The sequence below is a fragment of the Vibrio sp. YQ_11 genome (genome assembly GCF_043103065.1).
Lineage (GTDB): Bacteria > Pseudomonadota > Gammaproteobacteria > Enterobacterales > Vibrionaceae > Vibrio > Vibrio parahaemolyticus.
Genome location: NZ_JBICJM010000049.1, coordinates 213,816 through 228,688, shown reverse-complemented (window position 1 = coordinate 228,688; position 14,873 = coordinate 213,816). Strand labels below are relative to the sequence as shown.

The following is a 14,873-nucleotide window of genomic DNA, read 5'->3' as shown; positions in this document are numbered from 1 at the left end:
GGCGTGCACGTGGAGGCACATCACCATCGTTTGAAGTCCAAAGACAAATTGTTTGAGAGCAGTGCTTGTAACGCCATTCACATCTTTCTCAGAATCATTGACTATGCGAATAAAAATGTCTCGCGAAATTTAGCCGATGAGCCTGCATATTTGAAAGACCTTATCAAACATAGAAGCCCAGCACAGGGGCGTCAACAACACAAATGAACAATTTTTGAACAGATTGTGAAGGTGGAGAATTATCAGCAATTTATCGAAAATAAAAAACCGAAGCACAAAGCTTCGGTTTTGATTTAGGAGCTCTGACGGATTGATTCGATAGAACCATTCTAGTCAGAGCGTAAGGTGTAGAGTATTAGCTACCAGTTGCAGGACAGCCTTTCACTGCTTGGCTATTGCTGAAGTACTTGATGTTGTCTAGGTTCTTGTTGTAGCTATCCGCCGAGATTTGCGGGTTGTTTACGAAGAACTCACGCAGTACTGATGCGTCTGTCATTTGAGTTGATTCAACTTGGATAACTGGGTAGTCATCACCGCCTGCAGCGCTGAAGCTAATTACAGCGAACGTGTAAGTTGCGTCTAGGTTGAAGCCTTTACCGTTAATGTCAGTAATAGTTACTGAGCCAGCATCACAATCTACATCTAGAGTGATGTTGTCTAGTTGAGCGTAAGCACCAGAACCCGCAGATTTCGTAGCAACGACGTCTAGGTATTCTTTTACTTCTTTACCTGTCATGGTCGCTTTTGTTACGAAGTTACCAAATGGTTGTACTGTTAGTACATCACGATAAGTGATATCACCAGCTTGGATTGAATCACGAACACCACCGGAGTTCATCACACCAAAGTCTGCTTTCACTAGCTCGTATGTACGGTACGCTTCACCTAGTAGGTGGCCAAGGTTCGTTTGCTGTGAGCGAACTACACCGCGGTCGCCTTCAAGTTTGCCATCCGTAGAAGATACTTTAACGTCAAGCAGATCTTGACCTTGCTCTTGGTAAGTACGAAGAATTTGCTTAACTACAGCATCTGGCTTGATTTCTTCAGCGATGAATTGGTAGTCGCCGTTTGCATCTTTTGCCTTTAGGTTAACTGGAATCAAAGCGTAGTTTGCTAGGTGCAGTTTGCCATCGTAGTATTCGAAGTCTGCACGACCAACATATTTACCCCACTCATGCGCTTGCATGATGTATGTGCCGTTTTGTTGGTCTGGAGCACACTCGTCACCTGGTTTGAAGTCTGCGTATTCGTTAGTACCCGGCTCCATACACACTGGGTTTTGTGAGTGGCCACCAATAATTGCATCTAGTTGGCCTTCTTCAAGAGAACGCGCTAATAAAACGTCACCTGGTGCTTCGCTACCATGGTTACCATCTTGGTAGTGACCCATGTGTGTTGTTGCAAAAACTAGATCGACAGTTTCGTTTGCTTCGATTTCCTTAAGTACTTTTTTGATTTCAACTTGAGGATCTTCGAAGTAGATATCAGCAACGTTACTTGGGTTTACTAGTTTCGCTGTATCTTTTGTTGTTAGGCCAACAACCGCAACTTTAAGTCCGTTAATCGTGAAGACTTTGTAAGGCGCGAAGTAACGTTCGTCGGTTACTTTACCATCGGTGTCTTTCTTGTAGATGTTTGCAGCGAGCATAGGGAAGTCAGCCCATTGGATCTGCTTGTTCAAAACATCTAAAGCGTTATCAAACTCGTGGTTACCGACAGCCATTGCGTCGTAACCAAGCAGGTTCATCCCTATGAAGTCCGGTTCTGCATCTTGCATGTCTGACTCAGGAACACCTGTGTTGATATCACCGCCAGACAATAGAATGGTTTCGCCACCGCTTGATTCCACTTCTGCACGAATAGAGTCGATCAAAGTTTTGCGTGCAGCCATGCCGTATTCGCCTTTGCTGTTTTCCCAAAAGCGGCCATGGTTGTCGTTAGTGTGTAGAACGGTGAATTTAGTACAAGAATCTGCAGTCTCACAGGTTACTGGTGAATTGTCGCTGTCTGAGCCGCATCCTGCTAGCGCAGCGCCCACTGCCACTACCAATAGAGATTTGGAAAACTTCATAAGGGATCCTTTCTTTGTGATTTTGTTATTGTTACGGCGTGAAATATACGGAATTAATGTGAAAGTTTAGTGATCTATCTCTTATTTATACTTCTATCGAAGATACGAATTAATAAGCATGCAAACTACGTCTATAAATAAACAGAATTGGTATTTAGCATTTATTTTATGTGGCTTAAGCTATTTTTTGTGAGGCAGTTAATTGAATGCGTGTTGTTTATGTGAATCAATACGCATTTTGGTGAGGTATGACGCTAAGTTTGGTTATTATTTTGCCAAATTCATGTTTTTCTAAGTTCCTACGAAACAAATAGTTATAATTTTCTACTGCAAAGGTAGAGAGGTAGGGATGCTTATAAAATCATCTGCGAAAACAGCAGAAATCGATTGCTCTTGGCGCAATCAGTTTGAACTCAGTCAAAAACCGTACAACGGTTATTACTATGACTCCCAATTTTGGAAAAGGTTTTCCGAACACACCGCTGTTTATTTATTCCAATCTGATGCGTTTACTCTTTTATCCTGTCCGGAAAATCTCTGGCATAAAATTAAACATTTTCAGCCGAGTGAGCTAGAGAGAAAATTAAATAACCTGCAATTATTCTGCGAATATGACGACGTCGACTATCATTTATTTAATGATAATACCTTCAATAAAGATGCTGATGTTTTCACTTTGAATATTGAATCTGACAATGAGTTGCTTGACGCATTTTTACGTAGTAACAGCGCAGAAGATATTGAGAAAGCCGATTTCGAGCTCGATAGCCACTTCTTCTATGGCATTTTAGAAGAGGGTAAATTGGTTGCGGCATTAGCGTCATATTGTTACAAAGGAAAGGAGCCATTTGAGTCGTTATCGTTACTGGTTAGCCCTAAAGCGAGAGAAAAAGGGTACGGTAAGCGCTTGCTTTCACACTTAGTGGCGGAGGCTAAAACACGAGATCGTAAAGTGAGATACCGAGTAAATATCGAAAATACACCTTCGATTAAGTTGTGCGAATCTTTGGGCTTTGAAGCTTATAACCGATTGCGCGTATTTACTCAGGATGAATAGAAAGGAAAGTAATGGGATACACTGTAAGGAATGCTGTCAGAGAAGAAGCAGCTCAAATTGCTAAAATACATGTCGATTCGTGGCAGGTGGCGTACAAAGGGTTAATGCCACAAAGCTATATAGAGCAGTTTACCATTGAGCGCCGAGAAAGGATGTGGACACGAGTTATGACGGAGCAACTGGCTCAATTGATTGTGATTGAGAAACAAGGGGAAATCGTCGGGTTTTTAAGTTACGAGTTGCCTAACCACACCAGTGAAGATAAAACGGCGTTGGTAACGTGTTGCTATGTCTCGCCGTTACATTATGGGCAAGGGGCAGGAAGTGCGCTGTTAGATGAGCTCGAAACACGTCTACTCTCCACGCCAGTTATGCAGATAAGTCTGAAAGCACTGAACACCAATAATCAAGGGCTGAACTTTTACAAGAAGTGTGGTTTTGTACGTACTGGAGAAGAAGAAGCCGAAGTGATTGATAGCATGACGCTGACGGACCTCACTTTAGTGAAGTACATCGCCCGTTCGTAAATCAAATGCCATATATAGTAAAACCCCGGAGGTGGTAAGACTCCGGGGTTTTGAAATTTTTTAGATGTCTCGGTTGGTAAATCCGATTATCTTTTATGCAAAAGGTCTGGATTTAATCCGATTAATTCCTTGGTAGGGAATTAGATACGGATGAAGTCCATGTGTTCAACTTTTGGCTTGAACGCGTGACGTTGAACGTCTTGTGGCTTAACTTTAACTTCTTTGCCATCGATAACTAGAACGATGCCTTCGTAGAATTCAGGCTTGTCCATTTGGTTTACGATGTCGTCGTGGTTAAGAACGATAGCTACTGCTGCTTCTTCACCGCCGTATACAACTGCAGGGAATTTGCCAGCGTGACGTAGGCGGCGGCTCGCACCTTTACCTAGTTCAGTACGTACTACTGCTTCGAATTTCATAGTATTTACTCTCAAATTAGTAAAAATCAAATGTTCACAATCAACAATGCGACCTTGTTGTTCGTGGTAAAGCTTGAAACAGGAACTGTTCAAGCGAGCGCGGATACTATCATTCCACTTAGAATTGGGCAACCCAAATCGTATCTAAATCAATAAAAACACATCATTTGGCGGATCCGAAGTTGATGGTTTTCATCACTTAGCGTGAAAAATGCTCGTATCGCTTCTATTTTCATCGGTTTGATTAGCGTTTACCGATGAAAAAGAGTCTTTCGTGATTCGTTTTAAGTACGGCTACGGTGCAACGTTAATGTGGCTTTTAAGCCACCCATTTTGCTCTTTTCCAAAGCCAATTGGCCTCGATAGCTGTGCGCCATTTCACTCACAATATTTAAACCGAGCCCAGAACCTGGCGTTGTTTCGTCTAATCTGACACCACGTTTGATGACTTGGCCTAATTGCGCTTGAGGGATTCCAGGCCCATCGTCTTCGATAATCAGGTGGATACTATCCTTATCCTGAGTAGAGTGGACGCGAATCATGCTATTTGCCCATTTATAGCCATTTTCAAGCAAGTTACCGATCATTTCATCGAGGTCGGTTTTTTCGACTGCAACATTCAACTCAGAATCAAGCTCATTAACTAAGGTGATGTCTCGCTCGGCATAGACTTTATCGAACGCCATTGAGATAGCATCTACTCGCTCTGCTGGATTGGCTTTGACAGAAAGGATGTTCATGGAACCCGCCATTCGAGCGCGACCTAAATGATAGTCGATGTGATCTTGAATCTGGTTGAGTGGGGCGTTTAAGCGGGCTTGCGTTTTGGGCTCTAGCGTTTGCACTTCATTTTTTAACACAGATAGCGGCGTTTTAAGTGCGTGTGACAAATTACCCGCGTGGTTACGCGCACGTTCCAGTAACTCCTGATAGTGGAAAAGCAGAGCATTGAGGTCAGAAATAAGCGGCGAAATCTCTTTCGGATAAGTTTCTTCTAAACTCTTTTTATTTCCAGCTTTGAGCTCTGCCAGCTCTTTTTGCAGTTTAGTTAGTGGACTCAATGACCAAACGATTTGCAAGAGAATGACAGTCAGAACGCCAGCAAACAACAATCCTAGAATTAGCCAGAGTTGACCAATAAGGGTTTGCAGTGTGCTTTTTATTGGCTCTTCGTCGATACCTACGATGATGTGAATTGGGCCATCGTAGTCGGGTAGATATAGCGCTTTTTCCAGAGTAATCAGTTTTTCGTCTCTTGCACCATACGCATCTTTATCGAGTCCTTTATACTCGATTCTTTTATCCCACAACGAGCGAGAGCGTTCGAGGCTTGTATCTGTCGATGCACTCCAATATAAGCCGCTGTACGGGCGACTAAAGCGAGGGTCCGACAGCTGAGCTGCTAACGAAAGATGGCCTGTATGATCGACTTCCAATTGAGCGGCGATTTCATCCATAAAGATGCTCAGTTGGGAGCGCGTGTCGTCCACCATATAGTTATAAACTTGGGTAGGAATGGTGACACCCGCAGCAAGGATCATGGCGGTGAGCCACACAACCGCCGCCAACACCAATCGGCTTTTGATACTTAAGCGCTTTAAGGCATGCAGCGGCAGTTTGTTCTTATTCGGCATTCAGTTGATACCCTAAACCACGCACGGTTTTGATGATTTTTGGGGCGATTTTCTTACGAATACGACCGATAAATACTTCAATCGTGTTGGAGTCACGATCAAAGTCTTGCTTGTAAATGTGCTCCACAAGCTCCGTGCGTGAAATGACTTTTTCAGGATTATGCATAAAGTAAGCGACCACTTTATATTCCAGTGCTGTTAGGCTCACTGCTTGGCCTTGCCACATCACTTTTGAGGTTCTGGTATCTAGGCTTAAATCGCCTATTTGCATGACCGGAGAAGCGTTACCAGATGCTCTGCGCAGTTGGGCGCGAAGACGAGCGATAAGCTCAACCATTTCAAACGGTTTAGTCAGGTAATCATCTGCGCCAGCGTTTAGGCCTTCTACTCGTTGAGTTAAGGTATCACGCGCACTTAGGATCACGACCGGAGTGTTGATGTTTTCATCTCGAATGCCCTTTAAAACGGTCAAGCCATCGAGTTTCGGCAGACCAAGGTCGAGCACAATCGCGTCCCATTCTTCGGATGTCGCTCGGTAGAGCGCGTCAATGCCATCTTGTGATAGCTCAGGTACCCAACCGTTATTTTCCAACGTTTCGATAATTTGCTCGCCTAGACGAGGATCATCTTCGACAACAAGTATTTTCATGGCAGCGTTTCTTATTATTTAGTTTTGTGGTGGTTTTAAAGCTTTATTGAAGTTTCGACCTTTGACTTCCAGCATTTCCAATGTGGCAGCGTCATATTCGACCTTCAACACGCTATTGTTGAAGAGTATTTTCAGTTCGTAAACCCATTCATTGTCATCTTCTTCAAGCTCGACTTTGATGATGCGACCATAAAGGTCATTTTCGACGGCCGCGTAAAGCTCAGAGAAGGGACGAATGTAGCCTTTTTGTACGGCGCGGTAGACCTCATCTTGGTCTTCATCAAATTCGATACGTGTGCCGGGCTTTTCGACATCTTGCACGATGGCGTGGCCATTTTGCGTGGTGTAAATATCATTTTGCTGCGCGAAGCTTGGTGCAGAAAGCAGCATCGGGGCGAGGCTGAAAAACAACGCAAGATTTTGAGAGGTCACTGGTTTATACATAGCAAAACCTTTTCTGAAGAGTTGGCAAAATTATATCTAGCTGTACATGAACAGAAAGTGAATCATCGTGTGAACTGTCGGTTCAGTCACATTCACTTTGCTCTTGGCAAAATCACTGGTGCGAATCGAGCGTTATTTAAGTTCATCTTCAAAAATCTTGTCGCGCAACTTCCAAAAGCGCCCAGACTTTCTGGCAATGACAAACTGCGGTAAACGGAAACGGTGTTGATTGGCGACGACTCGTGTAGGCGATGCTTCTTCAAACGGGCGATGTTTATCTGCAAGGTGAGGGCGCACAAACTGGTCTTTAAAAGTTTGCTTCTGTTTCTTGGTGTTTAATGACCAAAACTCATGAACTAACGCATGACCTTCGCCTTGGTATGGTTCCCCCGAATACGTGACTTTGAGCTGTGATTTGCCGTCATTTGATTTGAACACGGACAAGTCCATCTCTGTGCACTCGAAGATCAGTGCGTCTTTCAAATTCAGTGCTTCTTTTAGTTTCTTATCTGGGTCGACCAATGTTGCATCACATTCATGGCATATACGAGCGGCAATATCATTATCTGCGCCACATTCGCCGCAATATTTGGCACGAAAACGGTAGCCACAATGTTCGCGTTCGCCCGTGTCTTCATCTTCAAAGTAACCTTGGCAGCGTCGGCCAAAGTGTTCGAGTAAAAAGCCATTGCTGTCCAATTTGCCCCAGAAATTGTTGTTAAATCCGCAAGCAGGGCAAGGAATAGTAATGATCTCGCTGGTGGAGTCGGGTTTTGGATCTCCTACTTCTGGCTGATACAAATCGTAGCTGTTACCCGCGTAATCGAGTACCAGACATTCATTTTTGCCTTCCGATAAACGCAAGCCTCGTCCAACAATTTGTTGATATAAGCTGACCGACTCTGTGGGGCGCAAGATGGCAATCAAATCCACATGAGGCGCGTCAAACCCGGTGGTCAACACAGAGACATTCACCAAGTATTTGATTTCACGATTTTTGAAAGCTTGAATGATCGCATCGCGCTCTGGCGTTGGAGTGTCACCAATGACGATGGCGGTTTCGCCTTCTGGCAGCAGGCCGTGAATTTCTTGAGCATGTCGAACTGTTGCAGCAAAGATCATCACGCCTTTACGCTCTCTCGCGTATTGAATGATTTGCTCCACAATCTGAGGAGTGGCGCGTTTGGCTTTGTCGATAACCATGTCCATTTCCGCTTCTTTGTAGCGTCCGGTATTAGCGGGTTTCAGCTGCGAGAAGTCGTAAGACAAAACGGGCGCATCCATCATGCGTGCGGGGGTGAGGAAGTTTTCGTCCAGCAAGTAACGGATCGGCAGCTCGAAAATGCAGTCGCGGAAAAAGCGCGACTCTTCGGTGCGTACTTGACCTCGGGTGTGGTATTGATAAATCCATCCCATTCCTAAACGATACGGTGTTGCCGTTAAGCCCAAAACTTTGATGCCAGGGTTGAGCTCTCGAAGGTGCGTAATCACTTTTTGATAGCTGCTGTTTTTATCGTCTGGCACACGGTGACATTCATCGATAACCAGAAGTGAGAACTGGTTTTTGAATGAGTCCAAATTGCGCACTACCGATTGCACCGAGGCAAACACCACTTGTTGGTCGGTTTCCTTTCTTCCTAATCCTGCCGAAAATATGGCGCCTTTCAAACCGTAGCCTTCATATTTCGCGTGGTTTTGTTCCACCAGCTCTTTTACGTGGGCCAAAACCAGCACACGCCCTTTGGCAAGGCGTGCCAGTTCTGCAATAACTAAGCTTTTCCCAGCACCAGTTGGTAGTACGATCACTGCGGGGGTGGAATGTTTGCGAAAGTAATGAATAACGGCTTTAACAGAGTCAGCTTGATATGGGCGAAGTGTGTACATGAAAATATGTGAAATTGCTCAACTATTCGAACTAGGAAGGCTATAATACCTGACTTTTATACCCAAGTGACCTTTGAACCGTAATTCGGAGATCACTTGGGTATAATTCAATGAGGTATTCATGCGTTTAGATAAGTATTTGTGTGATGCTCTGGGTGCGACTCGCAAGCAGGCAACAAAGATCATCAAAAGTGGCGAAGTGCTCGTCGATGGCGAAGTACAAAAAAGTGGTTCATTCAAAGTGCCAGAAGGTGGTGTTGTAGAATGGGATGGCCGAGAAATCGGTGCGCCTGGGCCTCGTTACATCATGTTGTACAAACCTGCGGATTTTGTTTGTTCACACGAAGATGGTTACAACCCTACGGCCTTTGTCTTGCTTGATGAACCTAAAGTCGAAAACCTTCACTTCGCTGGCCGTTTAGATGTGGACACGACGGGTTTGGTGTTGATTACAGATGATGGCCAATGGTCTCACCGTATTACATCACCGAAACACAAATGCGAAAAAACATACCGCGTGTGGCTAGCGGATGCGATTCAACCTGATTACGTTGAAAAGTTTGCGCAAGGTATTGAGTTGAGAAACGAACGCGAAGCGACGTTACCAGCGCACCTTGAGATCGTGAATGAAGCAGAAAACGAAGTACTGCTTACTATCGTTGAAGGTAAGTACCACCAAGTGAAACGCATGTTTGCTGCACTTGGTAACAAAGTAGAACTACTTCATCGTGAGCGAATCGGCGATATCGTGTTGGATGACACTCTAGAACCGGGTGATTACCGTTATCTGACTCAAGAAGAAGTGGATTCTGTGTGGAATTAATCGTCGCTCTCGGAAATTATTTAGTTCCTAGCAGGAACTAGTCTTTTGGTAGGAATTGGCTCAAAATGACGATTCCTACCAAAATGTTTTCGTGCCTAGACAATTTCGGTATGCATGCTTAACCTCAGTGATATGCCGCGGTGTTTTATCACAGGCTCACGCATACTTTTCTCGCGAAACATCCGTTCGTAGTGAATCAATCATGCTGTCATCTTTGGTTTATTGCGCGCAATTATCGGGTGAACATGCATCGTTATCATGCGCTTTTCTATGTCGAGCTCGTCAAGGCCACCTTGGTAAACATTCGTCCTTATGATCCTCGAAAATTGAATCAGCAAAGCACTGTGCTTTGTTTTCAATGGTACGAGAAGCATCCTTGCTAGTTTCTGAAAAGAAATGGCTGATGGCAAGGACACAACTAGAGGTAAAAGAATGACAGAAAAAGCTCAAAGCGCTCCCCAATCTCAAATCAGTTTTTTACTGTTTCTTGTGCTCGGTGCAATTGGCGCGCTAACGCCATTGGCGATCGACATGTATCTACCCGCAATGCCGACCATCGCAAAAGATTTGGGCGTTGCACCTGGTGCGGTTCAAATTACATTGACGGCTTATACGGCGGGTTTTGCGATTGGTCAGTTAATTCATGGGCCGCTTGCCGATAGCTTTGGCCGCAGACCGGTACTGATTTTGGGTGTGCTTTTCTTTGGATTAGCAGCGGTGGTGAGTGCGACCACAAACGGCATTGATGCGTTAACCTATGTTCGTACCGCTCAAGGTTTTGCTGGCGCGGCTGCGGCGGTCATTATTCAAGCTGTGGTGCGTGACATGTTTGACCGTGAAGACTTTGCGCGCGCGATGTCTTTCGTCACCTTAGTGATCACTATGGCACCTTTGGTCGCGCCGATGATCGGTGGTCACCTAGCGATTTGGTTCGGATGGCGTTCCATCTTTTGGGTGCTGGCTATCTTTGCTGTGGTTGTCATTCTGCTGGTGTTTTGGAAAATTCCGGAGACGCTAAAACCAGAAAACCGCCAACCATTGCGTTTTCGCACCACATTAAAAAACTACGCCCGTTTGTGTTCAAGTTCTGAAGCGTTGGGCTTGATGTTGTCTGGTGCATTCTCGTTTTCGGGGATGTTTGCATTCCTAACTGCGGGTTCGTTTGTTTATATTGATTTATACGGTGTTCGACCTGACCAATTTGGTTACTTATTCGGTTTGAACATTGTGGCGATGATCATCATGACCAGCATTAACGGTCGTTTGGTGAAAAAAGTGGGCTCTCATGCCATGCTTCGTTTTGGGTTGTTCGTGCAACTTTTGGCGGGTATTGGTCTGTTCGTAAGTTGGTTGATGGACTTCGGATTGTGGGGCATCGTGCCTTTTGTTGTGCTGTTTATCGGCACATTGTCGACGATTGGTAGTAATGCGATGGCGCTGCTTTTAAGTGGCTACCCATCAATGGCGGGTACGGCATCGTCTCTGGCGGGGACGTTAAGATTCGGTATCGGCTCATTGGTTGGCGCGCTGGTGGCATCACTACCAGGTAATGTTGCGTGGCCTATGATCATCGTTATGTTTGCTTGTTCTGTGCTTTCAGCACTGTTTTATTGGACTTTAGGAAGAAAGGCGTAATGTCGAATTACACCAAAGAAATTCAAAACTTGGTTAACTCTGCTCTGAATGAACTGGAGCAGGAACATCGTTCTGGCAAGTTGGCCAATGCGCCAGTGGCGAACAACCACTATCTTGTTCGTTGGGTAACAAAAGCTCTGAAATCTCAGCGTTTTGGTCGAACGGTCGGCGATGACTTAACTCGTTGGCAAAAGGCAGGTCGTTCAAAGGGGAATGACGCTGGTTTGTTGTTTATCTTCAAACGTATTTCTGCTTTCTACGCGCAATTCTTCCCTGAAGGTGAAGATTCAAAAGTGATCAAAGACTCTGACGTCGAAGCTTTTTTGGACGTAATGGAGCAAGCGGGTTGGGAGGTTTCTACCTCTGAACAATTGGTTGGTTGTGGCAAAATCCAAATCTTCACGGAAGGTCAAAATTCTTTGGCACTATGTGCAGACCAATGCGAAAGCTGCTTCGACGGCGAGTTGCTCGTTAAACCGATGAGCTGGTTTGTGCGTGGCAACCATGCTGAGTTTGTTGAGAAAGCAGCGCAAGCGGGCTTTATGGTGCATAAAGTGACGGACTACAAATCGATGGTGAAATACCACGGTGAGTACCTTATCTTCCCTGCAAACGAAGGTAACCAATTGGCTGAGATTCCTTTGAGCTTCCAAGCTTAATCAACTTCTCACAGCAGTAGACTTTAAATACGAAAGCATCAGGCGCTTGAAACGTCTGATGCTTTTTTTGTTACGTCACTCAGTGTTTAAAAACGATATTTCCAATAGACGCCGCCATACAGACCTTCATAGCTTTGCAAAACGTCGCCCATCGTTCCGGTTTCGTTGTTAAACAAGTAATCCTCTTCTGAGTAGTCTTCATAACGGAGGTTAAGCTGCACGTTTTGATTTTCAGATACTTCATAGTCAGCGATGACTTCAAATCGATACGAGTTCGCCTCGTTATCAGGATATTGGTAACCACCAGATGTGGTTGAAGATTTACTGTCCGCTTGGCTGTAGCTGTAATCAAATGAGATAGAAAGTTTGTCGTCCAGCAGTCGCTCTTTACTCACACCAAAACCAATGGTTGTGATGTCATCTTTGAGCTTGGTGGTGTAGCGATTCCAGCCGACAATGTCAGAGTTTGCTTGTTGTTGCTCGGAGCGGATGATCTGTTGATTGTAAAAAACATGCCCGCTTAATCCGTCGAGTAAATTGAAATTGAGGCTGAGGTCGTAGCCGTAATCTTCCCCTTCGCTTAAACCAATATCAGGTTTTGCATAGTCATCATTTCCGTACCAAAGTTCTGCAAGTAGCTGGACATCGTCTGTCATGTCATAACTGCCGTCGCCACGGAGCTCAATCCTCTCTTTGTCGGCTAAATAGTATTGGCGCAAATTAGGCGAGTCGCTGCTGTCGTCCTGCCAATCAGAGCCATCGCGGAAAGAGTAGGAGACTTTACCGCCTAATTGCCACGGACTGTTTGGTCTGTACTGAGCACCAACAAAAACGCGTTGTTCATCGGTACGTTTTCGGTCGGCATAGCTTCGCTCGTCTTGTTTGAAGTGATAACCAGCATTCACTTTCACATCAGACGCAACACGATGCGTTAACGTTGTTTCCAGTTTGGTTTTTGTGTGGTCGTATTTTTCTCTTGTAGAGCCGATGATGGTGTTTCTATCGGAGTTATCGTCTTTGTCTGAATAGTCCGCAGAAATGGCGAAAGCTGTGTCTCGCGAAAGTTTGTTGTGGTAATCCGCGCTCATTTGCCAAGTGTTGGTTTCGCCATGGAATGTATTGGAGTTAACGGGGGACTGCGGAAACGGATTTAACCCGCCTTCAGAAGACGTTTGTGACCAAAGTAAGCGGCCACTGAACGTTTGTTGATTCAACCGATAATTCCCCGTGACAACAAACTGGTGAAAGTCGTTGTCAGGCTCATACGCGATGTGGTTGGCGTAAGGGTTGGTAATGCCGCCGTAATAGAGTGCGGACTTGTCATTGCGGAAAAACGAGCCGCGATACGCAATATCCACCAGCCACAAATCTTCAATGTAGCTCACTCCTACTTGAGTATTTAAGGTTTCATGATCGACGGCTTTGGGTATGAATCCCGGCGCGTTGGCGTAACCCGGAATGGTCGATGAATAGAGCGACGTTGTGCCTTCTTTACGTTCGTGCTTCATGGAGGCATATGGCTTCCATGGCGTATGTGGTGTGTACTTGAGTTCTAACTTAAACGTCTCTCGCGTCACTGAGTTTTCATATTTCGATAGGTCACCACTAACGAGTGCATCTTCTCTTGGATGATACGCACTGAGTGAGGACTGATTCCAGAAATACGGAGTTTCACTGTAACTGCCGAGGATACGTAATCCGTCGTACTGGCCCATTTCCCACTGCAGTAAGAAGCGTTGCAAACCAAGATCTTCGACGACGATTCGATTGTAGAATCCCTCGTCTTCATATTGTTCGATATCGGCGTTTAGGCTAGCGTTAAAGTGTTTATTGTCAGAGTTTGTACCGTAAACGGGCGGATTCCAATTATAGAATCGAGAGGAACCGTCGTTGTTAAGGTAACCGACGCCCGCGCTGACTTCTCCACTCCATGTGCCGTCGCTGCTGCATTCACTGCACTGCCAGCGGCTAGTGTCGGCTGGTTGAGAACGTTGTAACGAATAATCGTTGGCGTGCGCTTGCACAGCAAAAGCAAGGGAAATAGCGATGCACAGTTGAGATAGTTTCATGCTTCCCTCCTAATAACTTAATGTTTGACCACGTGGGTGGTTAGAGCCATGCACTTGATTGTGGCAGTTTAAACAACTTCCGCCACGCACTCTCAAGTCGTTTTCAGGAATGGCTACGTTTGCATGTGGCACACGGTGACATTCCTGACATAGCATTGGCAGCCGTTTATTGAGCAGGGCTTTGTTCACTGAACCATGAGGTGTGTGGCAGGATGTGCAATCTTCAGTTACCGGCTCATGCTCCCATAAGAATGGGCCGCGTTTTTCCGCATGACACTCGTAACAAGCGTTATTGACGGTTGACCAGTTCAGGCTCGCTTCATTTAATGTCTGATGTGGATTGTGGCAGCTAGAACAAGTCATGACGCCGTCAATGATAGGATGACGACTGCGTTTGTGGATATCCGATTTGGTGCGGGAGTGACAATCGATGCATTTGTCTGCTTGCATTTCGGCAACCATCATCGGATCGTCTTTTTGATGCAGTTGGTGACAGCTTGCACAAGACAGCCCTTCAAAAGCGTGCTCGCTACTATGCCAAGTCGAGCGTTTCGCATCTTGGTGACAAGATAAACACACGCTGTTTTGCTTTTCGGCCGGAACAGGGGAGTTTGGCCCAAAAGTGATCATCGGTTCACGAACTTGTCCTTTTCGTGGATTGCGCTCGTGATTGTTTACTGGGCCATGGCATGCTTCACACTGTTTATCATTCATTGGCCCATGCAGGTTTGCGGACTTGCCATGAATGTTATCGAAAATACCCGTTGCAGGTTTATCTGATGTTTCGTCATGGCAACGAAGGCAGCCATCTGGTCCGCGGCGTGAATATTTACCCTCGGAAAACTTGGTGTCTAATATGGTTTCAATTTCTTTTTGAGTTAACGTTGCCGCTTCGGGTTCTGGCTTGGCGACATCTTCCGAACTGACGGTGAAGATGACGCCTAACCCAAGCATCCCAGCTACCAACCACCGCAGAAACATTGCTTTCATAGCTCTTCCTTT

At 45.4% G+C, this 14,873-nt stretch carries 13 protein-coding genes; 5 read left to right on the top strand and 8 right to left on the bottom strand.

Features of this window, described 5'->3' with window-relative positions:
* Window positions 1-355: 355 nt before the first annotated feature.
* On the bottom strand, window positions 356-2,071 hold the full coding sequence (gene ushA / locus ACF8EG_RS21310; RefSeq protein ID WP_005495634.1) for a bifunctional UDP-sugar hydrolase/5'-nucleotidase UshA: 1,716 nt from the start codon (window positions 2,069-2,071) through the stop codon (window positions 356-358).
* Window positions 2,072-2,420: 349 nt separating this feature from the next.
* Here ushA and ACF8EG_RS21305 point away from each other — a divergent pair, with 349 nt between their 5' ends.
* Both ACF8EG_RS21305 and ACF8EG_RS21300 read left to right on the top strand, forming a co-directional pair.
* Window positions 2,421-3,128, top strand: coding sequence for a GNAT family N-acetyltransferase (locus ACF8EG_RS21305; RefSeq protein ID WP_025524943.1), 708 nt, complete (start codon window positions 2,421-2,423; stop codon window positions 3,126-3,128).
* Between the two features lie 11 nt (window positions 3,129-3,139).
* Complete coding sequence (locus ACF8EG_RS21300; RefSeq protein ID WP_069494978.1) at window positions 3,140-3,655, top strand: GNAT family N-acetyltransferase; 516 nt, start codon at window positions 3,140-3,142, stop codon at window positions 3,653-3,655.
* 140 nt (window positions 3,656-3,795) lie between these two features.
* Here ACF8EG_RS21300 and rplY read toward each other — a convergent pair whose 3' ends face one another.
* The 5 genes from rplY to ACF8EG_RS21275 all read right to left on the bottom strand — a co-directional run bounded on the left by rplY (window position 3,796) and on the right by ACF8EG_RS21275 (window position 8,685).
* A complete protein-coding gene (gene rplY, locus ACF8EG_RS21295) occupies window positions 3,796-4,074 on the bottom strand; it encodes a 50S ribosomal protein L25 (protein ID WP_005378066.1) in 279 nt (92 codons plus the stop codon).
* Between the two features lie 284 nt (window positions 4,075-4,358).
* Entirely contained in the window at window positions 4,359-5,708 is a 1,350-nt protein-coding gene (locus ACF8EG_RS21290; RefSeq protein WP_023623977.1) for an ATP-binding protein, read from the bottom strand.
* Window positions 5,698-6,357 carry a response regulator transcription factor gene (locus tag ACF8EG_RS21285; protein WP_005478918.1) on the bottom strand — a complete coding sequence of 220 codons (660 nt, stop codon included), beginning with the start codon at window positions 6,355-6,357 and terminating at the stop codon, window positions 5,698-5,700. Before ACF8EG_RS21285 ends, ACF8EG_RS21290 begins: the two co-directional genes overlap by 11 nt.
* An 18-nt stretch (window positions 6,358-6,375) precedes the next feature.
* On the bottom strand, window positions 6,376-6,801 hold the full coding sequence (locus tag ACF8EG_RS21280) for a PepSY domain-containing protein (RefSeq protein ID WP_005495629.1): 426 nt from the start codon (window positions 6,799-6,801) through the stop codon (window positions 6,376-6,378).
* A gap of 132 nt (window positions 6,802-6,933) precedes the next feature.
* Window positions 6,934-8,685 carry a DEAD/DEAH box helicase gene (locus ACF8EG_RS21275; RefSeq protein WP_005489009.1) on the bottom strand — a complete coding sequence of 584 codons (1,752 nt, stop codon included), beginning with the start codon at window positions 8,683-8,685 and terminating at the stop codon, window positions 6,934-6,936.
* A gap of 121 nt (window positions 8,686-8,806) precedes the next feature.
* Between ACF8EG_RS21275 and rsuA the strand changes: the two genes are divergently transcribed.
* The 3 genes from rsuA to ACF8EG_RS21260 all read left to right on the top strand — a co-directional run bounded on the left by rsuA (window position 8,807) and on the right by ACF8EG_RS21260 (window position 11,802).
* Entirely contained in the window at window positions 8,807-9,508 is a 702-nt protein-coding gene (gene rsuA, locus ACF8EG_RS21270; RefSeq protein WP_069505052.1) for a 16S rRNA pseudouridine(516) synthase RsuA, read from the top strand.
* A gap of 432 nt (window positions 9,509-9,940) precedes the next feature.
* Window positions 9,941-11,143 (top strand): Bcr/CflA family multidrug efflux MFS transporter, encoded by a 1,203-nt coding sequence (locus tag ACF8EG_RS21265; RefSeq protein ID WP_020840425.1) that lies wholly within the window; start codon window positions 9,941-9,943, stop codon window positions 11,141-11,143.
* A complete protein-coding gene (locus ACF8EG_RS21260) occupies window positions 11,143-11,802 on the top strand; it encodes a DUF2913 family protein (RefSeq protein WP_005462414.1) in 660 nt (219 codons plus the stop codon). Before ACF8EG_RS21265 ends, ACF8EG_RS21260 begins: the two co-directional genes overlap by 1 nt.
* Before the next feature lie 86 nt (window positions 11,803-11,888).
* Here the strand turns inward: ACF8EG_RS21260 and ACF8EG_RS21255 are convergent, their stop codons facing one another.
* Window positions 11,889-13,871: an MtrB/PioB family decaheme-associated outer membrane protein gene (locus ACF8EG_RS21255; RefSeq protein WP_069505054.1), complete on the bottom strand. Its 1,983-nt coding sequence runs from the start codon at window positions 13,869-13,871 to the stop codon at window positions 11,889-11,891.
* Between the two features lie 9 nt (window positions 13,872-13,880).
* On the bottom strand, window positions 13,881-14,861 hold the full coding sequence (locus ACF8EG_RS21250; RefSeq protein ID WP_069505055.1) for a DmsE family decaheme c-type cytochrome: 981 nt from the start codon (window positions 14,859-14,861) through the stop codon (window positions 13,881-13,883).
* Between the last annotated feature and the right edge of the window lie 12 nt (window positions 14,862-14,873).